We start from the raw sequence: 19,853 nt of genomic DNA on the forward strand, positions 1-19,853 counted from the left end.
TTATTTCCAGAGTATTTTATGGTAAAATGAAGAGTAATAATATTTATTAAAGAGGTAAAAACATGATTGAAGCAAGTAAATTAAAAGCTGGTATGACCTTTGAAACAGCTGACGGAAAATTGATCCGCGTTTTGGAAGCTAGCCACCACAAACCAGGTAAAGGAAACACGATCATGCGTATGAAATTGCGTGACGTCCGTACTGGTTCTACATTTGACACAAGCTACCGTCCAGAGGAAAAATTTGAACAAGCTATCATCGAGACTGTACCAGCTCAATACTTGTACAAAATGGATGACACAGCTTACTTCATGAATACAGAAACTTACGACCAATACGAAATCCCTGTAGTCAACGTTGAAAACGAATTGCTTTACATCCTTGAAAACTCAGAAGTGAAAATCCAATTCTACGGAACTGAAGTGATCGGTGTTACCGTTCCTACTACCGTTGAGTTGACAGTTGCAGAAACTCAACCTTCTATCAAAGGTGCTACTGTTACAGGTTCTGGTAAACCAGCAACGATGGAAACTGGACTTGTCGTAAACGTTCCAGACTTCATCGAAGCAGGACAAAAACTCGTTATCAACACTGCAGAAGGAACTTACGTTTCTCGTGCCTAATCTCTAGAAAGAGGTCATTCTATGGGAATTGAAGAACAACTTGGCGAAATCGTTATCGCCCCACGTGTACTTGAAAAAATCATTGCTGTTGCTACTGCAAAGGTAGAGGGCGTACACTCTTTTTCAAACAAATCAGTATCTGATACCCTTTCAAAACTTTCACTCGGCCGCGGCGTTTATCTTAAAAACGTGGACGAAGAACTCACAGCTGATATCTACCTCTACCTAGAGTACGGAGTAAAAGTTCCTAAGGTAGCGGTTGCTATCCAGAAAGCTGTTAAAGATGCCGTCCGTAATATGGCTGATGTAGAACTCGCTGCTATCAATATCCACGTTGCAGGTATTGTTCCAGATAAAACACCAAAACCAGACTTGAAAGACTTGTTTGATGAGGACTTCCTCAATGACTAGTCCACTATTAGAATCTAGACGTGAGCTCCGTAAGTGTGCCTTTCAAGCTCTTATGAGTCTTGAGTTTGATACAGACGTCGAAACTGCTTGTCGTTTCGCCTACACACACGATCGTGAAGATACGGATGTGCAACTCCCAGCCTTTTTGACAGAGCTCGTTTCTGGTGTTCAGGCTAAAAAGGAAGAACTAGACAAGCAAATCACACAGCATTTAAAAGCAGGTTGGACCATTGAACGTTTAACGCTCGTGGAGAGAAACCTCCTTCGCTTAGGAGTCTTTGAAATCACTTCATTTGACACTCCACAGTTGGTTGCTGTTAACGAAGCTATCGAGCTTGCAAAGGACTTCTCAGATCAAAAATCTGCCCGTTTTATCAATGGACTGCTCAGCCAGTTTGTAACAGAAGAACAGTAAATAGAAAAAGTGTTTGACAAACATCAAACACTTTTTTCTTTGCCTTCCACTATCTAAAAAAGTGGTAATAGATATAATTGTAAACAAAAATCCAGATAGGTTTTGCATGATTGAGAAAGTTAAAAAAACTATGGCAGAGAATCGTTAATCTCAGATTGTCGGTAGAACGATAGACAAGGGCAAAAAAGAGACCAATCAGACTATAATATAATAAACTAATTGGGTCCCGGTGAGATAGTATCAAATGACTAAGTCCAAAGATAAGGCCTGATAAGATGACATCTAAATAGTACTTTGACTTAGGAAAGAAGGTATTCATAAAATACCCTCTATCAAGAGTCTCCTCAAAAACAGGGCCGATGATTACAGGCAGGATAAAAGATAAGATAGTCGATAAAAAAGTTGGTTGTCCATTTGAAAGAACCACGGTAAAATACTCATCATGAATATTCCTATGATTAATCAAATGAGCATAGCGTGCCCAAAAATTACCGAGAATCTGATAAACCACATAACTTGCAAATAAGTAGAAGACAAATGACCAGTTCCAGCTCTTTTTCTCAAAGATAAAGAGCATCTTTTGCTTTTTTAACCACCAAATTAATAGAAGGCAAATTCCTACTAATCCTATTGTTAAAATAAGGGAATAGACATCAGCGCCTAACCCTAAAATGATCGTCACATACAATCCAATTGTTTGTGGTAAATAGGTAGATAGTAAAATAATAAGCAAAAATATTCCAAACTGTCTTAGTTTCTTTGTGTTTCTCATCGTACTTTTTTTGAAAGATTATCCTGCTCGGAAGCCGTACTTCCAAGCATCTCTATAAGAATTAAGTGCCCCTTGCCCCATATAGGAAGCAAATTCTCTATAATATAACCATCTACCATCTCCATCTTCCCAAATAGCAAGACCGCCTGAGATTTGGTCTAGGTCTTCTGACGAAAGAACTGTAAATGTATCTGTACCTGTCATTGCAAGAACCTTCTTAAAATATTGTTGTAGGCTCACATCTACAGTATACTTCTTTTTTATCTATTTTATTAGTCTTCTCCTCAACTATCAATTTTTCGTCCTGAAATGTATGTTCTCTAGAAAAAATGCTAGAACCTTTACTCAGTTCTAGCTTTCTTTTTAGTATTTTCTAAAGCGTTGGTAACGTTCTTCGATAAGTTGGTCGAGTGGTAGTTCTTGCAACCTATCTAGTTCTGCACGCAATTCATTTTTAACGCAACTTAGCAGTTCTTTACTTGACAGCCCTGCTTCTGAGATTACCTTGTCTACGATTCCCATTTCTAGGAGTTCATGTGAAGTGATTTTCATCAACTCCGCCGCTTCCATAGCACGACTTCCATCCTTCCAAAGGATAGAGGCAAATCCTTCCGGGCTAAGTACGGCGTAGATTGAGTTTTCTAACATCCAGACACGGTTAGCTGCGGCTAGAGCTAGGGCCCCACCAGATCCACCTTCACCGATAATAATCGCGATGATTGGAACCTTGAGATCACTCATTTCCATCAGGTTTCGGGCGATTGCTTCACCTTGTCCACGTTCCTCGGCTCCAACACCTGGGTAAGCACCCGCCGTATTGATAAAGGTCACAACTGGACGACCAAACTTTTCTGCCTGTTTCATCAAGCGTAAGGCCTTACGATAACCTTCTGGATGAGGTTGCCCGAAATTCCGTTTGAGGTTGTCATGAAGACTCTTCCCCTTTTGGATACCAACGACAGTTACTGCTTGTTCACCTAACCAGCCAATTCCACCGATAACCGCACCATCATCGCGGAAAGAGCGATCTCCATGCAATTCGATAAACTCGTCAAAGATTCCATTGGCAAAATCAAGTGCGGTCAAACGACTCTGCTCGCGTGCCTCTCTGACTATTTTTGCAATATTCATCCGCGACTTCCTCCATGCAATCTTACTAATTTAGCAATTGTTTCAGGCAATTCTCTCCGTTTGACAATTGCATCAACAAATCCATGTTCAAGCAGAAATTCTGCCTTTTGGAAGTCATCCGGTAAGGTCTCACGAACTGTATTTTCGATAACACGACGTCCAGCAAAACCAACCAAACTCTGTGGCTCAGCTAGGATAATATCCCCTTCCATAGCAAAAGAAGCGGTCACCCCACCTGTTGTCGGATCGGTTAAAATAGTTAGGTAAAAAAGTCCTGCCTTGGAATGACGTTGAACTGCCGCAGAAATCTTAGCCATCTGCATCAAGCTCATGATTCCTTCTTGCATACGGGCTCCACCAGAAGCTGTGAAGAGAACGACTGGCAAGTTTTCTACCGTTGCATACTCAAACAAGCGCGTGATTTTTTCACCCACAACGGTTCCCATAGAAGCCATGATAAAGTTTGAATCCATGATCCCAAGGGCAACTTTTTGTCCCTTGATGCTAGCTGTACCAGTCAGTACTGCTTCATCCAAACCTGTCTTTTCACGCATACTAGCTAGTTTTTTCTGGTAGCCAGGAAAGTTTAATGGATCTTGAGTTTCAATACCCGTAAACATCTCCACAAAGGTGTCAGAATCAATCGTCAAATCCAAGCGTTCCTGAGCTGAAATACGGAAAGTATAGCTACAATGGGGACAAATTCGTTCGCTCCCAAGATCCTTTTGGTAAATGGTGTGTTTACAACCAGGACACTGGGAGAAGAGTTCATCCGGAACCTCAGGCTTGGCTTGTGGTTTCTGCCTTACGGAACGGTTAGGATTGATCCGAATATACTTATCCTTTTTACTAAATAGAGCCATAACTCCCCCTTTTAGTTCTCATACTATTTGAAAGTCTATTCTTTTTCTTGGTATTTTGGCAAGAAAGTTTCCATCAAGAAGGAAGTATCGTAGTCACCAGCGATAACTCGGTGGTCTGAAATCAGATCCAACTGGAAGTCTGCATTGGTTTGCACTCCTTCAATATCAAGTTCATAAAGTGCCCGTTGCATCTTCATTAAGGCATCAAAACGATTCTCCCCATGAACAATGATTTTAGCAATCATACTATCATAGTAAGGAGGAATGGTATAACCTGGATAGACTGCAGAGTCTACACGCAATCCAACTCCTCCACTTGGAAGGTAGAGGTTGGTAATTTTACCTGGGCTTGGAGCAAAGTTAAATGCTGGATTTTCCGCATTGATCCGGCATTCGATAGCGTGACCTCGTAGGACAATATCTTCTTGTTTGAAAGGTAAAGGTTGCCCGGCAGCAATGCGAATCTGCTCCTTCACGATATCAACACCTGAAACAAACTCTGTGACTGGGTGTTCAACTTGCACACGAGTATTCATTTCCATGAAGTAGAAATTGCCACTGGCTTCATCGAGAAGAAATTCAATCGTCCCTGCATTTTCATAGCCTACAGACTCTGCTGCACGAACGGCTGCAGCACCAATTTCATGACGAAGGGTTTTGCCAATCGCAATGGATGGGCTTTCTTCTAAGACCTTTTGGTTATTCCGTTGGAGTGAACAATCCCGTTCACCAAGATGGACAACATGACCCTCTTGATCTGCAAGAATCTGAACTTCGATATGACGAGCTGGATAAATCACACGCTCAAGATACATAGCGCCATTTCCAAAATTGGCCTTAGCTTCACTGGATGCTGTCTCAAAGGCTGCGACCAAGTCTTCTGCCTTTTCAACCTTACGAATCCCTTTTCCACCACCACCTGCCGATGCCTTAAGCATGACTGGATAGCCAATTTTTTCTGCAACTGCAAGCGCCTCTTCAGCCGTGTGAACTTCACCATCAGATCCTGGGATAACTGGAACCCCAGCCTTGATCATTTGCTCACGCGCATTGATCTTATCTCCCATGGTATCCATCACAGCACCAGAAGGGCCGATGAACTTAATCCCTACTTCATCACACATCGTGGCAAATTTGGAGTTTTCGCTAAGAAATCCAAAACCTGGATGGATGGCTTCTGCTTCTGTCAAGACCGCAGCAGACAAAATTGCATTGATATTGAGATAAGATTCTGTCGCCTTACCAGGTCCGATACAGATAGCTTCATCCGCTAGGAGTGTGTGAAGGGCTTCCTTATCAGCAGTTGAATAAACTGCCACGGTCGCAATGCCCAATTCACGCGCAGCTCGAATAATGCGAACCGCAATCTCACCACGGTTGGCAATCAAAATTTTACGAAACATGGAGAACCTCCTTAGTTTCCAATTGCAAAGGTAAGAGTACCACTCGCTGCAAGCTTACCATCTACTTCAGCCTTTGCTTCAACCACAGCAATCGTACCACGACGTTTAACAAAAGTAGCCGTCATGACTAATTGGTCACCTGGTACAACTTGCTTCTTGAACTTAACCTTGTCCATGCCAGCGTAGAAGACCAGTTTCCCTTTATTTTCAGGTTTGGACAATTCCAAGACACCAGCAGTCTGAGCCAAGGCCTCCATGATAAGAACACCTGGCATGACTGGGTATTGAGGAAAATGACCATTGAAGAAAGGTTCGTTGATGGTCACATTTTTAATGGCAACAATGGTATCTTCGCTCACTTCCAAGACACGATCCACTAGGAGCATGGGGTAGCGATGGGGTAGAGCTTCTTTGATTCCTTGAATATCGATCATTTGATACGTACCAATCCTTTACCGAACTCAACCATTTCTTCATTTGAAACGAGAATTTCTGTCACCACACCATCTTTAGGTGCAGGGATTTCATTCATGACTTTCATGGCTTCGATGATCACCAAAGTCTGACCTTTTTTAACACTGTCTCCGACTGTGACAAAGGCAGGTTTATCTGGTCCAGCAGCCAAGTAAGCCACCCCTACAAGTGGACTTTCAACGACATCACCCGCTGGAGCAACCGTCGTTTCAGCTGGTGCTGGAGCTTCTTCCACTGCACTCTCAACTGGAGTTGAAGGGGCCGAAACTACTGGACTTGCAGCTACTGCAGCTGGCGCTGGAACAACTTGAGCTGGTACTTCAGAAGCCATTCTTGCTTCATTCTTACTGAACTGCAATTCGTCCGTTCCATTTTTATAAGAAAATTCTCTCAAACTTGATTGGTCAAATTGAGCCATCAAGTCCTTGATCTCATTTAAATTCATAATTATTTATTCTCCCAACGTTTGAAAGCAAGAACCGCATTGTGTCCACCAAAACCAAAAGTGTTTGAAATAGCATAAGGGATTTCTTGCTCCAATCCTTGTCCATAAACGACATTCGCTTCGATATAGTCTGACAACTCACTTGTTCCAGCTGTCATTGGTACATAGTTATGACGCATGGCTTCAATGGTAGCGATGGCTTCTACTGCCCCTGCAGCACCAAGCAAGTGTCCTGTAAAGGACTTGGTTGAAGATACAGGTACTTCTTTACCAAGGACAGCTACAATCGCACCACTTTCTCCTTTTTCATTAGCAGGAGTTGAAGTTCCGTGGGCATTGACGTAAGCCACTTGCTCTGGAGAAATTTCTGCTTCTTCCAAAGCCAACTTCATAGCCTTAATCGCACCTTGACCTTCTGGATGAGGTGAAGTCATATGGTAAGCATCACAGGTATTACCATAACCAACTACTTCAGCCAAGATAGTTGCACCACGTTTTTCAGCATGTTCAAGACTTTCAAGAACCAGCATTCCAGAACCTTCTCCCATGACAAAACCGTTACGGTCTTTGTCAAATGGAATAGAAGCACGAGCTGGATCTTCTGTAGTTGATAGGGCTGTCAAAGCTTGGAATCCAGCAATGGCAAAAGGAGTGATAGATGATTCTGATCCACCAACTAACATGACATCTTGGAAACCAAACTTGATAGAACGGAAGGCATCCCCAATGGCATCGTTTGATGAGGCACAGGCTGTATTGATTGATTTACAGATACCGTTTGCTCCGAAACGCATAGCAACATTTCCTGAAGCCATATTTGGCAAGGCTTTTGGAAGTGTCATTGGTTTAACGCGTTTTGGACCTTTGTCATGAAGACGGATAACCTGATCTTCGATTTCTTTAATTCCCCCAATACCAGAAGCCACGATGACACCAAAGCGATCTTTATCAATTGCTTCTACATCAAGATTTGCATTTGTCACCGCTTCTTGAGCCGCATACAAGGCATACAAAGAATAGTTGTCAAAACGGTTGGTATCTTTTTTGACAAAGTATTTATCAAATGGGAAATCTTGAACTTCTGCTGCATTGTGCACAGCAAATTCGCTGTGGTCAAATTTAGTGATTTCTCCAATTCCAATCTTACCAGTTTGCAAACTGTTCCAAAATTCTTCTGGAGTATTTCCAATCGGAGAGGTCAATCCGTAACCTGTTACTACAACTCGATTTAGTTTCATCTGTCTTACCTATATCTTTCCTTATTTTTTACATGCTAAGTCCGCCATCAACAGCGAGAACTTGTCCAGTTAAATAATCCTGTCCAGCCAGGAACACTGTAGCATCTGCGATATGTTCTGCTTGACCGAACTGTTTCATTGGGATTTGGGCCAATGTCGCTTCCTTAACCTTATCAGACAAAACAGCAGTCATATCTGACTCGATCATCCCTGGTGCAAGAGCATTTACGCGTACGTTGCGATTGGCAACTTCACGTGCAACTGACTTGGTAAAACCAATCAAACCTGCTTTAGAAGCTGCATAGTTGGCTTGTCCGATATTTCCCATCAAACCGACCACACTAGACATGTTAATAATCGCACCTTCACGTGCCTTGATCATCTGTTTCAATACTGCTTGCGTCATGTTGAAGGCACCTGTCAAGTTGATCTTAATCACTTTTTCAAAGTCTTCTTCGGTCATCTTGAGCATAAGCGTATCTTGAGTGATCCCAGCATTGTTGACCAAGACATCGACAGAACCGAGTTCTGCAATCGCTTGATCTATCATACGCTTGGCATCTGCAAAGTCTGAAACATCACCTGAGATCGGTACTACTTTGACGCCGTAGTTTGAAAACTCAGCCAGCAATTCTTCTGAGATTGCTCCTCGACTATTCAAGACTACATTAGCGCCTAGGTGGGCAAATTTGTGAGCAATGGCAAGTCCGATGCCACGACTTGAACCTGTTACAAAGACATTTTTGTTTGTAAGTTGCATTCTATTTCTCCTGTTTCCTGTTGTATTTTGTGGGAGAAGGGATCATTAGTTTCCTAACAAAGCATCCAAGCTTGCTTGGTCTTCAACGTTAGCTAGCTGAGCTGTTTTATCGATTTTTTTGACAAAGCCTGACAGGACCTTTCCAGGACCAATTTCAATAAAGTTGGTTACCCCAGCATCCTGCATCACAGCAATACTTTCATAAAAACGAACAGGTTCTTTGACCTGACGCGTCAAGAGCTCTTGGATTCGATCTTTTCCCATAACAGCAGCTTCCGTATTGCCGACTAGAGGGCAAGTAAAGTCAGAGAAACTCACTCCCTCAAGAGCTCCAGCTAATTGCTGACTGGCTGGCTCAAGAAGTGCTGTATGGAAAGGACCAGATACATTTAAAGGAATCAATCGTTTTGCTCCTGCTTCCTGCAAGAGTTCAACTGCGCGGTCAACCGCAGCCACCTCACCACCGATAACGATTTGGCTTGGGGTGTTGTAGTTAGCTGGAGTCACTACTCCAACTTTAGAGGCTGTTTCACAAGCTTCCTCAATCACTTCAACTGGAGTATTAAGAACGGCAACCATCTTTCCAGAGCCTGCAGGTGCAGCCTCTTCCATATAAGCACCACGCTTAGCAACCAATGCAACTGCCTCTTCAAAGTCCAAGGCACCACTTGCTACAAGAGCCGAATATTCTCCGAGGGACAGCCCTGCCACCATATCCGGCTGGTAACCCTTTTCTTTCAATAGTCGGTAAATAGCAACCGAAGTCGCTAAAATAGCTGGTTGCGTATAGCGAGTCTGGTTTAACTTGGCTTCTTCCTTATCAATCAAATCACGAAGGTCATAACCCAAAACCTGACTGGCTTGGTCAATTGTTTCCTTGACGATAGGATAGCGATCATAGAGATCACGCCCCATCCCTAGATACTGAGCACCTTGACCGGCAAATAGAAAGGCTGTTTTAGTCATTTCTTACAACTCCTGCCCAACGAGAGGCTTCTTCTTGAATTTTTTTGGCTGCACCATAGTATAGATCTTTTAGGATTTCTTCGACAGTTTCCTCTTTAGAAACCAAACCAGCGATCTGACCTGCCATGACAGATCCACCTTCTACATCTCCATGAACAACGGCTTTAGCAAGAGCACCAGCCCCCATTTGTTCAAAGATTTCCAAGTCTGGATTTTCTTGTTTAAAGGCATCTTTTTCAGCCTGCTCAAAGTCACGTGTCAACTGATTTTTAATGGCGCGAACAGCATGTCCAAAATGTTGAGCTGAAATAGTCGTATCGATATCACGCGCTTTTAAGATTTTTTCCTTGTATTTTGGATGGGCGTTAGATTCCTTAGCTACTACGAAACGCGTACCAACTTGAACGGCCTCTGCACCAAGCATAAAGCCTGCAGCGACACCTTCACCGTCCGCAATTCCTCCAGCTGCGATAACTGGAATTGAAACAGCTGCAGCAACTTGGCGTACCAAGGTCATCGTTGTTAATTTACCAATATGTCCGCCGGCTTCCATTCCCTCTGCAATAACTGCATCTGCACCAATTTTTTCCATGCGTTTTGCCAAAGCAACACTTGGAACAACAGGAATAACTGTAATTCCTGCATCATGGAAACGAGTCATGTATTTACTTGGATTTCCTGCACCAGTTGTAACCACCTTGACCCCTTCTTCAATCACGAGATCAACGATGTCTTCTACAAAAGGTGACAAGAGCATGATGTTGACACCAAAAGGTTTGTCCGTAAGTAATTTGATTTTATCGATATTAGCCTTTACGACCTCTTTAGGTGCATTTCCACCACCGATAATTCCCAGACCACCAGCTTTTGATACCGCACCAGCCAAGTCACCATCAGCAACCCAGGCCATTCCTCCTTGAAAAATAGGATAATCAATGTTCAATAATTCTGTAATACGTGTTTTCATAGTGCCTCCATCATTCCTTGCTTACGTAATAGTTCGATGAGTTTATCATTTGAGTTTCAAACTATTACCTAAACAAGAGGGAGCGGGTCTCCCCTACTCCTTCTAGTAATATGTTAATTATTTTGTTTGCTCTTCAACGTAGGCAACCAAGTCACCAACTGTTTTTAAGTTATCTTCTGCTTCGATTTGGATATCGAAAGCATCTTCGATTTCAGAGATTACTTGGAACAAGTCCAATGAATCTGCATCCAAATCATCAAAAGTAGATTCAAGTGTTACTTCTGATGCGTCTTTCCCAAGTTCTTCAACGATAATTTCTTGTACTTTTTCAAATACTGCCATGATAGGACTCCTTTAAAATATAAAAAATTTATAACTATGTGTTTACCACATGATTACCTAGATTGTAAGAATGAGTGTGCCCCATGTCAAGCCTCCACCGAAGCCTGATAGGAGAATCGTCTGGCTACCATCTAAACGAATCTTGCCATTCTCCACACACTCTGAGAGCAAAATCGGGATACTTGCTGCACTGGTATTTCCATACTCCATCATATTGGCAGGAAGTTTGTCTCGGTCTACACCAATCTTCTTAGCCATCTTATCCAAAATGCGGATATTTGCCTGATGAAGCAAGAGATAATCCAATTCCGATGCTGCGATTGGACTATTTTCAATAGTCTCTTTGATTGATCTAGCAACATCTCGATTTGCAAAATCAAAAACTGCTCGTCCATCCATCTTCAAAAAAGCAGGAACTGCCTCTTGATCTGAGAAGGGCGAAGTCAGAGCCGTTTGGGCACAGGTCAAACACTCGCTCCGAGAGCCATCCGTATAGAGACTTTCCACAAGGAAGTGACGTGTTTCGCTCGCTTCCAAGAGANCCCCGCCTGCACCATCTCCAAAGAGAACAGCTGTCGAACGATCAGACCAATCAACCGCCTTAGATAAGGTCTCAGCTCCGATAACAATCCCTTTCTTGAACTGTCCAGAGCTTAAAAACTTTTCAGCAGTTGAGAGAGCAAATACAAAGCCACTGCAAGCTGCTGTCAAATCAAAGGCAAAAGCTCTATGCGCTCCGATATTTGCCTGAACCCGAGCTGCCGTAGAAGGCATCATCGAGTCTGGGGTAATCGTCGCTACAATGATAAAATCAATCTGATCCGCTTTTATGCTCGCCTTAGCCAGCAAACTCTTGGCAACTTCTGTCGCCAAATCACTCGTTGACTCCGTTTTCGAAATATGTCTCTGTTTAATTCCTGTACGGCTTGAAATCCACTCATCGCTTGTATCCATGATCTGAGCCAAGTCTTGATTAGTGACCACTTGCTCTGGAACATAATGAGCAACCTGGCTTATTTTTGCAAAAGCCATTATTTCAAATCCTCCAAAAATTGATAAAGATTAGTCAAGCCCCTGCCCATCACTTCTATTTCTTCAGAACTCATACCATCGATAATTTTTTCGACCATGGCCTTGTGGAAACGTTTATGAAGGCGGTGAACCAAACGACCTTTCTTTGTCAAATGCAGATAGACCACACGACGATCCTGATCAGAACGAATGCGCTCAACATAACCTTTTCTTTCGAGATTATTCAAGCTGGTCGTAACAGTTCCAAGAGTGACCATCAGTTCTTTAGAAACCTTACTTGGTGTCGCCTCTGGGAACTTCCCAATCACATCAATCGTGTGCATTTCTTTGATGGAGATGTCTTTGAAACGACTACCTCGTAAGCTAACCTCCTCAATCACAAGGACATTATTAAAAATAGATGTTAAATACTCATTCACTTGTTGGTAGTCCAAAGTATTCCCTCCTTCTCAAAAAAACTTTTGTATTCAAAACATTTGACAAAAAAAGTATATCAAACTTCAAAGAATTGCGCAAGTATTTTTTTATTTTCCTGAAAATTTTGGTCGTCTTCTTTCAGAATGAGCTCGGACTCCTTCTTTAAAATCTTCAGTCAAAGACAAAGATTCTTGCAACTTTAATTCCAATTCAGCATACTGTTGCCAATCCTTAAATTGGCTTTCCCAAACCAACTTTTTAATGGCTGCGTATGAGTTTGCTGAGCCTCGTCTTAATTTCTTCAGAACTTGTTCTCTTGTCTTTTCTAGCTTATCTGCCTCGCAGACACGGTATACCACGCCCCATTCCAGTGCTTTTTCTGCAGTCAAAGCTTCTCCTGTCATGGCAAGTTGCGCAGCTCGTGTTACCCCGATACTACGACTCAAGAGATGGATCCCACCAGCGTCTGGCGCCAATCCCACTCCAACAAAGGCTTGTATAAACTTAGCCTTATCAGTCGCCAAACAAAAATCGACTGCCACTGCCATATTGGCTGCAGCGCCAGCAACCGCTCCATCTACCTCCATCAAGACAGGTTTAGGAATTTGCTTGATTTTATATGAAATTGTATTGACTAATTCTGCAATCTTATTCAAAGAAGGAATGTCATCCTCATCCACTGCACGCTTCATCTCAACCAAATCTCCCCCAACTGAAAAGACCTTCCCATTCGCGTTAATCAAGATAAACTGAACAGCTTGATCCTGTTCTGCTAAGGTTAAAGCTTCTAAAATCTCCTCACACATTGGGATATGGAAACCATTTGCCACTTCGGGACGATTCAAAGTAATGATAGCAAGATCATCTAGGATCTGATATAGGATATGATTCATAGCTTCTCCTTTTATAAGGTGATAAAATTATTTCATTGTCAAAGTATACCTTTTTTTAGATAAAGAGGCAAGAGAAAACCAATCGAAAGTGTCTCGGCTGATCAAAACGCTCACTTTATCCTAAAGACTATACTATTTTCTTCATTGAAAAAAGGCCCTCTTTCTGCTATAATCGTATAAAATACTTACTTGAGGAGTCCTTATGAAGGTTGTAAAATTTGGCGGAAGCTCACTTGCCTCTGCTAGTCAGTTAGAAAAAGTTTTAAACATCGTTAAAAGCGATAAAGAGCGCCGTTTTGTAGTCGTTTCTGCACCGGGTAAACGCAACGCTGAAGATACCAAAGTTACAGATGCCTTGATCAAATACTATCGTGATTATGTAGCAGGAAATGATATCAGCAAGAGCCAAAACTGGATCATCGATCGCTATGCGGCTATGGTGAGCGAACTAGGCTTAAAACCATCAGTTCTAGAAAAAATTTCTAAAAGCATCCGTACCTTAGCGACTCTTCCTATTGAGGAAAATGACTTTCTCTATGACACCTTCCTAGCGGCTGGAGAAAACAACAATGCCAAACTTATCGCAGCTTACTTTAACCAAAACGGCATCGATGCGCGCTATGTTCACCCTAGAGAAGCTGGGATTGTTGTCACAAGTGAACCAGGAAACGCACGTATCATTCCATCTAGTTATGACAAGATTGAAGGCTTGGCTGATAGCAACGAAGTCCTTGTCATCCCAGGTTTCTTTGGTGTGACTAAGGAAAATCAAATCTGTACCTTCTCCCGTGGTGGATCCGACATAACTGGTTCCATCATCGCTGCCGGTGTCAAAGCCGACCTCTACGAAAACTTTACAGATGTCGATGGTATCTTTGCTGCCCATCCAGGTATCATTCACCAGCCTCATTCTATCCCTGAATTGACCTACCGTGAGATGCGGGAATTGGCTTATGCAGGTTTCTCAGTCCTTCACGATGAAGCCCTTCTTCCTGCCTACCGAGGAAAAATCCCTCTCGTTATCAAAAACACCAATAACCCTGACCATCCGGGTACTCGTATCGTTCTAAAGCATAGCAGTGATAAATTCCCAGTCGTTGGAATCGCTGGTGATTCTGGCTTTGTCAGCATCAATATGTCGAAATACCTCATGAACCGTGAAGTTGGATTTGGACGCAAGGTTCTGCAAATCCTTGAAGATCTTAACATCGGATGGGAACACATGCCAACAGGTATCGACGATCTTTCGATCATTCTCCGCTCCCGTGAGTTGACTCCTATCAAAGAAGAAGAAATTCTGCGTCAGCTCGTTCAAAAGGCTGAAGTGGACCATGCCGAAATCGAACATGATCTTTCAATCATTATGATTGTCGGAGAAAAGATGAAGAGTCATATCGGGGTAACTGCTACTGCAACACGTGCTTTGTCTGAGAATAAAATCAACATCCAGATGATGTCCCAAGGTTCAAGCGAAGTTTCCATCATGTTTGTTGTCAATAAAGATCAAGAAAAGGCAGCTATCAAGGCTCTCTATCATGCCTTTTTCGATGAAAGTAAGGAAGACTAATCATGGCCCAATCTCTCAATAAAGTCATTGACCTCCAAACCACTGGAACATCTTACCTCTCTATCTCTGGAAAGGTTGGAAAATTTCTAGTCGGGGACCAAGCCTTGGAGTTTTATCCTGATGTCAATGTCGAACAATATATCCAGATCCCCTGGTCTAGCATTCAGCAAATCGGAGCCAACGTAAATGGCCGCAAAATCAGCCGTCACTTTGAAGTCTTCACTGATCAAGGAAAATTCCTCTTTGCTTCCAAAGACTCTGGAGCTATTCTCAAAATCGCTCGAGAAAAACTTGGCAATGACAAAGTTGTGAAACTTCCTACTTTACTCCAGACCATTGGACAAAAATTTAAAAATCTATTTGCAAAAAAGTAGAAACTTTAGTATAATCATAGCAACGGATAAGTAGGTTATCCTCTTCTTTCAGAAAGTCTGCGGGTGCTGCGAGCAGATAGGAGGGATAGGTGAAATTCTACCGTTATTCACAATTAAATACAGAATCAAGTGCACACCTGTGAAGTTGGATGGAACCGTGGCCCTGCCACTCCAACGCTTTGTTAGGTGTGCTTTTTTCATAAAGGAGTTCTTATGTTAGATATCAAACGTATTCGTACAGACTTTGATGCTGTCGCTGAAAAATTGGCTACACGTGGTGTAGATGCTGCTGTTTTGAATGAGATGAAAGAAATCGACGCTAAACGTCGTGACATCTTGGTCAAGGTTGAAAATCTCAAGGCAGAACGTAACACAGTTTCTGCAGAGATTGCTCAAGCCAAGCGCAACAAGGAAAATGCTGATGACAAGATTGCCGCTATGCAAGCTCTATCTGCTGAGGTCAAATCCTTGGATGCTGAATTAGCAGCAATCGATGCTAAATTGACAGAATTTACCACTACTCTTCCAAACATCCCAGCTGAAAGCGTTCCTGTTGGAGCTGATGAGGATGACAATGTGGAAGTTCGCCGTTGGGGAACTCCGCGCGAGTTTGACTTCGAGCCAAAAGCTCACTGGGATCTGGGTGAAGACCTCGGTATCCTTGACTGGGAACGTGGTGGAAAAGTGACGGGTGCTCGTTTCCTTTTCTATAAAGGGCTTGGCGCCCGTTTGGAACGTGCCATCTATAACTTTATGTTGGATGAGCATGGCAAGGAAGGCTATACGGAAGTCATCACACCTTACATGGTTAACCACGATTCTATGTTTGGTACTGGTCAATATCCAAAATTCAAGGAAGATACCTTTGAATTGAGTGACACCAACTATGTCTTGATTCCGACCGCTGAAGTTCCTCTGACCAACTACTACCGTGATGAAATCCTTGACGGAAAAGACCTGCCAATCTACTTCACTGCTATGAGTCCATCTTTCCGTTCCGAAGCGGGTTCTGCTGGTCGTGATACACGTGGCTTGATCCGTTTGCACCAATTCCACAAGGTTGAAATGGTCAAATTTGCCAAACCAGAAGAATCTTATGAAGAATTGGAAAAAATGACAGTCAACGCTGAAAACATCCTTCAAAAACTCAATCTTCCATACCGTGTGGTTGCGCTCTCTACTGGAGATATGGGCTTCTCAGCTGCCAAAACGTACGACTTGGAAGTTTGGATTCCAGCACAAAATACTTACCGTGAAATCTCAAGCTGTTCAAATACAGAAGATTTCCAAGCTCGTCGTGCTCAAATCCGTTACCGTGATGAAGCCGATGGCAAGGTGAAACTCCTTCACACCTTGAACGGTTCTGGACTTGCAGTTGGACGTACGGTGGCTGCTATTCTTGAAAACTACCAAAATGAAGATGGATCTGTGACTATTCCAGAAGCACTTCGTCCATACATGGGTGGCGCTGAAGTTATCAAACCATAAAAAAATAAGGCCTAGCTAGATAATAGCTAGACCTTTTTTCGTAACCAAATTAGATAACCACTCAAGACAAAGAGTAAAATAATCAGGCAAAGGAGGGTTTCAGCCAATACCAGATAATCCAGAAAAGGAAGTTTCAAAATTCCCTGAGCCATCTTGAGCGAGGTAGCTGTGATAATAGTTGGGAAGGTGAGGGCTGAGAAAGCTGGTTGAAAGCCTCCTTTGACAATCTTCGGTAACCGGATCATTACAAAGAAATAGAAGGCTTGAGAAGCTAATATCATGATTAGGAGAGACCAGGTCGGAAGAGTAACTCCACCGATACGCACCAGAGCTGCTAAGAGCAAAGAAAAAGGAGCACAGTAGATTCCTTCTTGCCCTAGTAGGGCTGGAGTCAATGGCTGTTTCTTTAGATCACTGTAAATCAACGGATAGAGAAAACAAGTAGCTAGAAAGCCGAAAGTCACCGTTAGGTAGGCAATCTGAATCAGACCAACGACTGGATAGGTCAAGGCTGCCACTGCTATTCCCACATAAAGTACTGTCCAGCTTGGTGTTGCACTGGCTCTTTCCTCCACTCCAACAAAGCGACGAGAAAAATAAGCGATCAAAGCAAGATCCAAAATAAAAGAAAACCACCACAAAAGCTGGGCTAGGATAGGCATAGACGGAACTAGTCGCAAGACATAAGTCGAGAAAATCATCCCAGCCATGGGAAAAGTGGCCATCCCAGATAAGAGGGGGGCTTTGGTCAATTCTCGCTTGGTTTCAGACCAATTTCCTAGATGAAGAAGGAGAAAGAAAATCCATAAGACCAATCCAGTCAAACTAAATAGGTGCGAAAGAACAGGCCAAGTATCCGCAATCAGGTTTCCTGCACCTGCCAAACCTAACAAACAACCAGAAAATACCAAGGGGAGTTTTTTCATGGCAACCTCCGTTAATCATATTATTATCAGTATAGCATAAAAGCCTTTAAAATAGCATAGAAAAATGAAGACTGGGTAGATCAGCCTTCATTTTATTTATGATTCGAACTAGGCATAGGGTTGTAATTCTGGGTTAATAGGCGTATTGGCTAGGTTGTTGGCATAGTTGCAAAGGCTAGCAAGACTAACACCGAGAACCACATCCAAGGCATTTTGTTGCGTGTAGCCAGCTTCCAAAAATTCAGTCAAGGCTTCATCTCCTACACGCCCTTTGGTATTGATGACTGTCAAGGTAAACTTAGCTAGAGTATCTAGCTTTGAGTCTGTCTCGATTGGAGTACGGTTGCGGAGAGCTTGAAGAAGATCATCATTCATCTGGATTTGTTTGATTGAAAAGGCAGTATGACCAGCGACGCAGAAAGCACAACCATTGGTTACAGCAGCTGTGATTTGCACCACTTCCCTCTCAACTGGGGTTAGGCTATTACGGCGGTTGATGGCTCCGACAGTTCGGTAGGCTTCTAGAGCAGTAGGAGCATTGGCCAAGAGGCCGATCAGATTGGGAATATAGCCATTGTTATCTTTTTCTACTGTTTCAAGAACTTCTTTCACTTCTGCTGGTGCTGATTCTACTGTGTGGATGGTAAATATTGTCATAAGAAACCTCTTTTCATTTTATTGTCATTTAGTCTATCATAGAATTTTCCCCTTGGATAATATATATTTTCAATCGCCATGATAGGAAATGTCTATGAAATGAAAAAAATCACACTAAAAGTGTGATTGGATTAGTTCTTAAAATACTTCTTAGTCTCAGCAACAACTACTGGCGACAAGACCAAAAGGGCAATCAAGTTAGGCAAGGCCATCAAGGCATTGACGATATCCGCAATAATCCAGACCATGTCCAACTCGATAAAACCTCCCAATAAGACCATGAGCACAAAGACAACTCGATAGAGCCAGATAAAGCGAACGCCAAAGAGAAACTCGAAACAGCGCTCTCCGTAGTAATTCCAGCCGAGAATTGTCGTAAAGGCAAAGAGAACCAAAAATATGGTCAAAAGAGCAGGCCCAAAATTTGAAAAAATTGTTGAGAAGGCTGACTGGGTAAGTGCTACTCCATTCAAATCACCGCTCCAAACTCCAGTTACCAAGATTGTCAGACCTGTCAGAGTACAGATAATCAAAGTATCAATAAAGGTTCCTGTCATGGAAATCAAGCCTTGCTCAACAGGCTCATTAGTCTTAGCTGCAGCCGCTGCAATGGGAGCAGAACCAAGACCAGATTCGTTAGAAAAGACTCCTCGCGCCACACCATTTTGGATAGCCATCCGAATGCTGGCACCTGCAAAACCACCTACCGCAGCAGCTGGACTAAAGGCTGAGGTAAAGATTAGTGCAAGTGTGGCTGGGATTTTCTCGATATTAAAGAAAATCACAATCAAGGTTCCTAGAATATAGACGATGGCCATAAAAGGAACAACTGCTGTAGAAACCTTGGAAATGGATTTGAGTCCACCAAAGACTGCAATCGCAACAAAAACAGACAAAACGAGAGCCGTGATGGCTGGATCAATTTGAGCTGTATTTTGGATAGATTCTGTAATCGAATTGACTTGGGTGAAGGTACCAATCCCTAGAAGGGCTACCAATACACCCGCTAGGGCAAAGAAGATAGCAAGGGGGCGCCACTTTTCCCCCATTCCCAAAAGGATGTAATGCATGGGCCCTCCAGCTACAGCGCCGTTTGCATCCTTGCTACGGTATTTGATAGCCAGTAAACCTTCTGCATACTTGGTTGCCATCCCAAAGAAGGCAGCCATCCACATCCAAAAGAGAGCGCCTGGTCCCCCAACCTTAATGGCTGTCGCGACCCCGATGATATTTCCCGTACCAACGGTGGCGGCTAGAGCCGTACATAAAGCGGCAAAGCTCGACACATCGCCATGCCCCTTGTCCTTGGTAAAAATCAACTGAAAGGCCTTAGGGAGACGAGCCACCTGCAAAAGGCCTAGTCGGATGGTCAAATAGATACCCGTTCCGACCAATAAGATCAAGAGGGGAGGCCCCCAAACGAAAGCATCAAGCGCTTTTAGCAATTCTAACATGTCCTACTCCTATCCTTCAACCCCAAAAGAAAGAGCACATGCAAGATACATGTACTCTGGAATGCTTAGATAAATGCCTAAAAGCGGTCTATCCTAGCTCTGTCCTTTTACCTGAGAGTTTGAGCAGTTACCTGCCTTGCCCCTTCGGTGCCTTTACGGTCTCTCCAGAGTTCCGTCCATTTACAGTCATGGAAAACAAACCTTTCTCCACTTCTATTAAACTTCATTCGGTGTT

The 19,853-nt window shown here is 42.9% G+C and carries 24 protein-coding genes and 1 riboswitch; of the genes, 6 read left to right on the forward strand and 18 right to left on the reverse strand.

Features of this window, described 5'->3' with window-relative positions:
* Positions 1-62: 62 nt before the first annotated feature.
* From efp to nusB, 3 genes are read left to right on the forward strand one after another with little or no spacing between them, the layout of a single operon-like run.
* Positions 63-623, forward strand: a complete 561-nt coding sequence (gene efp, locus D8804_RS01245) for an elongation factor P (protein WP_000568642.1) — start codon at positions 63-65, stop codon at positions 621-623.
* Between the two features lie 21 nt (positions 624-644).
* Positions 645-1,034, forward strand: coding sequence for an Asp23/Gls24 family envelope stress response protein (locus D8804_RS01250; RefSeq protein WP_000510598.1), 390 nt, complete (start codon positions 645-647; stop codon positions 1,032-1,034).
* Complete coding sequence (gene nusB, locus D8804_RS01255; RefSeq protein ID WP_000203631.1) at positions 1,027-1,449, forward strand: transcription antitermination factor NusB; 423 nt, start codon at positions 1,027-1,029, stop codon at positions 1,447-1,449. Before D8804_RS01250 ends, nusB begins: the two co-directional genes overlap by 8 nt.
* Positions 1,450-1,498: 49 nt before the next feature.
* Here nusB and D8804_RS01260 read toward each other — a convergent pair whose 3' ends face one another.
* The 15 genes from D8804_RS01260 to D8804_RS01330 all read right to left on the reverse strand — a co-directional run bounded on the left by D8804_RS01260 (position 1,499) and on the right by D8804_RS01330 (position 13,152).
* Entirely contained in the window at positions 1,499-2,221 is a 723-nt protein-coding gene (locus D8804_RS01260; protein WP_142999510.1) for a CPBP family intramembrane glutamic endopeptidase, read from the reverse strand.
* An 18-nt stretch (positions 2,222-2,239) separates the two neighbouring features.
* Positions 2,240-2,425: a biofilm-regulating peptide BriC gene (gene briC, locus D8804_RS10025; RefSeq protein WP_142999706.1), complete on the reverse strand. Its 186-nt coding sequence runs from the start codon at positions 2,423-2,425 to the stop codon at positions 2,240-2,242.
* 159 nt (positions 2,426-2,584) lie between these two features.
* On the reverse strand, positions 2,585-3,352 hold the full coding sequence (locus tag D8804_RS01270) for an acetyl-CoA carboxylase carboxyl transferase subunit alpha (protein WP_049489769.1): 768 nt from the start codon (positions 3,350-3,352) through the stop codon (positions 2,585-2,587).
* The gene (gene accD, locus D8804_RS01275) at positions 3,349-4,215 is read right to left on the reverse strand and encodes an acetyl-CoA carboxylase, carboxyltransferase subunit beta (RefSeq protein WP_001173376.1); all 867 of its coding nucleotides are present in this window, start codon (positions 4,213-4,215) and stop codon (positions 3,349-3,351) included. Before accD ends, D8804_RS01270 begins: the two co-directional genes overlap by 4 nt.
* 35 nt (positions 4,216-4,250) lie before the next feature.
* Complete coding sequence (gene accC / locus D8804_RS01280; RefSeq protein WP_049519395.1) at positions 4,251-5,618, reverse strand: acetyl-CoA carboxylase biotin carboxylase subunit; 1,368 nt, start codon at positions 5,616-5,618, stop codon at positions 4,251-4,253.
* 11 nt (positions 5,619-5,629) lie between these two features.
* Complete coding sequence (gene fabZ / locus D8804_RS01285) at positions 5,630-6,052, reverse strand: 3-hydroxyacyl-ACP dehydratase FabZ (RefSeq protein WP_000565515.1); 423 nt, start codon at positions 6,050-6,052, stop codon at positions 5,630-5,632.
* A complete protein-coding gene (gene accB, locus D8804_RS01290) occupies positions 6,049-6,537 on the reverse strand; it encodes an acetyl-CoA carboxylase biotin carboxyl carrier protein (protein WP_001052306.1) in 489 nt (162 codons plus the stop codon). Before accB ends, fabZ begins: the two co-directional genes overlap by 4 nt.
* Positions 6,538-6,539: 2 nt before the next feature.
* Positions 6,540-7,775: a beta-ketoacyl-ACP synthase II gene (gene fabF, locus D8804_RS01295; RefSeq protein WP_000774044.1), complete on the reverse strand. Its 1,236-nt coding sequence runs from the start codon at positions 7,773-7,775 to the stop codon at positions 6,540-6,542.
* 28 nt (positions 7,776-7,803) lie between these two features.
* Positions 7,804-8,535 carry a 3-oxoacyl-[acyl-carrier-protein] reductase gene (gene fabG / locus D8804_RS01300; RefSeq protein WP_001177607.1) on the reverse strand — a complete coding sequence of 244 codons (732 nt, stop codon included), beginning with the start codon at positions 8,533-8,535 and terminating at the stop codon, positions 7,804-7,806.
* Positions 8,536-8,580: 45 nt separating this feature from the next.
* On the reverse strand, positions 8,581-9,501 hold the full coding sequence (fabD, locus tag D8804_RS01305) for an ACP S-malonyltransferase (protein ID WP_125398552.1): 921 nt from the start codon (positions 9,499-9,501) through the stop codon (positions 8,581-8,583).
* On the reverse strand, positions 9,494-10,468 hold the full coding sequence (gene fabK, locus D8804_RS01310; RefSeq protein WP_000857435.1) for an enoyl-[acyl-carrier-protein] reductase FabK: 975 nt from the start codon (positions 10,466-10,468) through the stop codon (positions 9,494-9,496). The genes fabD and fabK overlap by 8 nt, the downstream gene beginning before the upstream one ends.
* Positions 10,469-10,585: 117 nt before the next feature.
* Entirely contained in the window at positions 10,586-10,810 is a 225-nt protein-coding gene (locus D8804_RS01315) for an acyl carrier protein (RefSeq protein ID WP_000257840.1), read from the reverse strand.
* A 57-nt stretch (positions 10,811-10,867) separates the two neighbouring features.
* Positions 10,868-11,842 (reverse strand): beta-ketoacyl-ACP synthase III, encoded by a 975-nt coding sequence (locus D8804_RS01320; protein WP_125398553.1) that lies wholly within the window; start codon positions 11,840-11,842, stop codon positions 10,868-10,870.
* Positions 11,842-12,276: a fatty acid biosynthesis transcriptional regulator FabT gene (gene fabT / locus D8804_RS01325; protein ID WP_000386342.1), complete on the reverse strand. Its 435-nt coding sequence runs from the start codon at positions 12,274-12,276 to the stop codon at positions 11,842-11,844. The genes D8804_RS01320 and fabT overlap by 1 nt, the downstream gene beginning before the upstream one ends.
* Positions 12,277-12,366: 90 nt before the next feature.
* On the reverse strand, positions 12,367-13,152 hold the full coding sequence (locus tag D8804_RS01330) for an enoyl-CoA hydratase (RefSeq protein ID WP_125398554.1): 786 nt from the start codon (positions 13,150-13,152) through the stop codon (positions 12,367-12,369).
* Positions 13,153-13,354: 202 nt separating this feature from the next.
* Here D8804_RS01330 and D8804_RS01335 point away from each other — a divergent pair, with 202 nt between their 5' ends.
* From D8804_RS01335 to serS, 3 genes are all read left to right on the forward strand, one after another.
* Entirely contained in the window at positions 13,355-14,719 is a 1,365-nt protein-coding gene (locus D8804_RS01335; RefSeq protein ID WP_125398555.1) for an aspartate kinase, read from the forward strand.
* Positions 14,720-14,721: 2 nt separating this feature from the next.
* A complete protein-coding gene (locus D8804_RS01340) occupies positions 14,722-15,093 on the forward strand; it encodes a DUF956 family protein (RefSeq protein WP_000079368.1) in 372 nt (123 codons plus the stop codon).
* Between the two features lie 213 nt (positions 15,094-15,306).
* Positions 15,307-16,581: a serine--tRNA ligase gene (gene serS / locus D8804_RS01345; protein WP_125398556.1), complete on the forward strand. Its 1,275-nt coding sequence runs from the start codon at positions 15,307-15,309 to the stop codon at positions 16,579-16,581.
* Positions 16,582-16,607: 26 nt separating this feature from the next.
* On the opposite strand, the gene D8804_RS01350 is transcribed toward serS, so the two are convergent.
* The 3 genes from D8804_RS01350 to D8804_RS01360 form a co-directional block, all read right to left on the reverse strand.
* Complete coding sequence (locus tag D8804_RS01350) at positions 16,608-17,507, reverse strand: TDT family transporter (protein ID WP_125398557.1); 900 nt, start codon at positions 17,505-17,507, stop codon at positions 16,608-16,610.
* A 108-nt stretch (positions 17,508-17,615) separates the two neighbouring features.
* Positions 17,616-18,164, reverse strand: a complete 549-nt coding sequence (locus D8804_RS01355; protein WP_125398558.1) for a carboxymuconolactone decarboxylase family protein — start codon at positions 18,162-18,164, stop codon at positions 17,616-17,618.
* Between the two features lie 131 nt (positions 18,165-18,295).
* Entirely contained in the window at positions 18,296-19,618 is a 1,323-nt protein-coding gene (locus D8804_RS01360) for an alanine/glycine:cation symporter family protein (RefSeq protein ID WP_125398559.1), read from the reverse strand.
* A gap of 89 nt (positions 19,619-19,707) precedes the next feature.
* Positions 19,708-19,796: riboswitch (glycine riboswitch) on the reverse strand.
* Between the last annotated feature and the right edge of the window lie 57 nt (positions 19,797-19,853).

It is taken from the genome of Streptococcus oralis, assembly GCF_003944215.1.
GTDB classification, from domain to species: domain Bacteria; phylum Bacillota; class Bacilli; order Lactobacillales; family Streptococcaceae; genus Streptococcus; species Streptococcus oralis_BI.

Excerpts from the sequence above, each read along its gene's own strand:
- efp (WP_000568642.1), top strand. The coding sequence starts at position 63 with ATGATTGAAGCAAGTAAATTAAAAGCTGGTATGACCTTTGAAACAGCT.
- D8804_RS01250 (WP_000510598.1), top strand. The coding sequence starts at position 645 with ATGGGAATTGAAGAACAACTTGGCGAAATCGTTATCGCCCCACGTGTA.
- nusB (WP_000203631.1), top strand. The coding sequence starts at position 1,027 with ATGACTAGTCCACTATTAGAATCTAGACGTGAGCTCCGTAAGTGTGCC.
- D8804_RS01260 (WP_142999510.1), bottom strand. The coding sequence starts at position 2,221 with ATGAGAAACACAAAGAAACTAAGACAGTTTGGAATATTTTTGCTTATT.
- briC (WP_142999706.1), bottom strand. The coding sequence starts at position 2,425 with ATGACAGGTACAGATACATTTACAGTTCTTTCGTCAGAAGACCTAGAC.
- D8804_RS01270 (WP_049489769.1), bottom strand. The coding sequence starts at position 3,352 with ATGAATATTGCAAAAATAGTCAGAGAGGCACGCGAGCAGAGTCGTTTG.
- accD (WP_001173376.1), bottom strand. The coding sequence starts at position 4,215 with ATGGCTCTATTTAGTAAAAAGGATAAGTATATTCGGATCAATCCTAAC.
- accC (WP_049519395.1), bottom strand. The coding sequence starts at position 5,618 with ATGTTTCGTAAAATTTTGATTGCCAACCGTGGTGAGATTGCGGTTCGC.
- fabZ (WP_000565515.1), bottom strand. The coding sequence starts at position 6,052 with ATGATCGATATTCAAGGAATCAAAGAAGCTCTACCCCATCGCTACCCC.
- accB (WP_001052306.1), bottom strand. The coding sequence starts at position 6,537 with ATGAATTTAAATGAGATCAAGGACTTGATGGCTCAATTTGACCAATCA.
- fabF (WP_000774044.1), bottom strand. The coding sequence starts at position 7,775 with ATGAAACTAAATCGAGTTGTAGTAACAGGTTACGGATTGACCTCTCCG.
- fabG (WP_001177607.1), bottom strand. The coding sequence starts at position 8,535 with ATGCAACTTACAAACAAAAATGTCTTTGTAACAGGTTCAAGTCGTGGC.
- fabD (WP_125398552.1), bottom strand. The coding sequence starts at position 9,501 with ATGACTAAAACAGCCTTTCTATTTGCCGGTCAAGGTGCTCAGTATCTA.
- fabK (WP_000857435.1), bottom strand. The coding sequence starts at position 10,468 with ATGAAAACACGTATTACAGAATTATTGAACATTGATTATCCTATTTTT.
- D8804_RS01315 (WP_000257840.1), bottom strand. The coding sequence starts at position 10,810 with ATGGCAGTATTTGAAAAAGTACAAGAAATTATCGTTGAAGAACTTGGG.
- D8804_RS01330 (WP_125398554.1), bottom strand. The coding sequence starts at position 13,152 with ATGAATCATATCCTATATCAGATCCTAGATGATCTTGCTATCATTACT.
- D8804_RS01335 (WP_125398555.1), top strand. The coding sequence starts at position 13,355 with ATGAAGGTTGTAAAATTTGGCGGAAGCTCACTTGCCTCTGCTAGTCAG.
- D8804_RS01340 (WP_000079368.1), top strand. The coding sequence starts at position 14,722 with ATGGCCCAATCTCTCAATAAAGTCATTGACCTCCAAACCACTGGAACA.
- serS (WP_125398556.1), top strand. The coding sequence starts at position 15,307 with ATGTTAGATATCAAACGTATTCGTACAGACTTTGATGCTGTCGCTGAA.
- D8804_RS01350 (WP_125398557.1), bottom strand. The coding sequence starts at position 17,507 with ATGAAAAAACTCCCCTTGGTATTTTCTGGTTGTTTGTTAGGTTTGGCA.
- D8804_RS01355 (WP_125398558.1), bottom strand. The coding sequence starts at position 18,164 with ATGACAATATTTACCATCCACACAGTAGAATCAGCACCAGCAGAAGTG.
- D8804_RS01360 (WP_125398559.1), bottom strand. The coding sequence starts at position 19,618 with ATGTTAGAATTGCTAAAAGCGCTTGATGCTTTCGTTTGGGGGCCTCCC.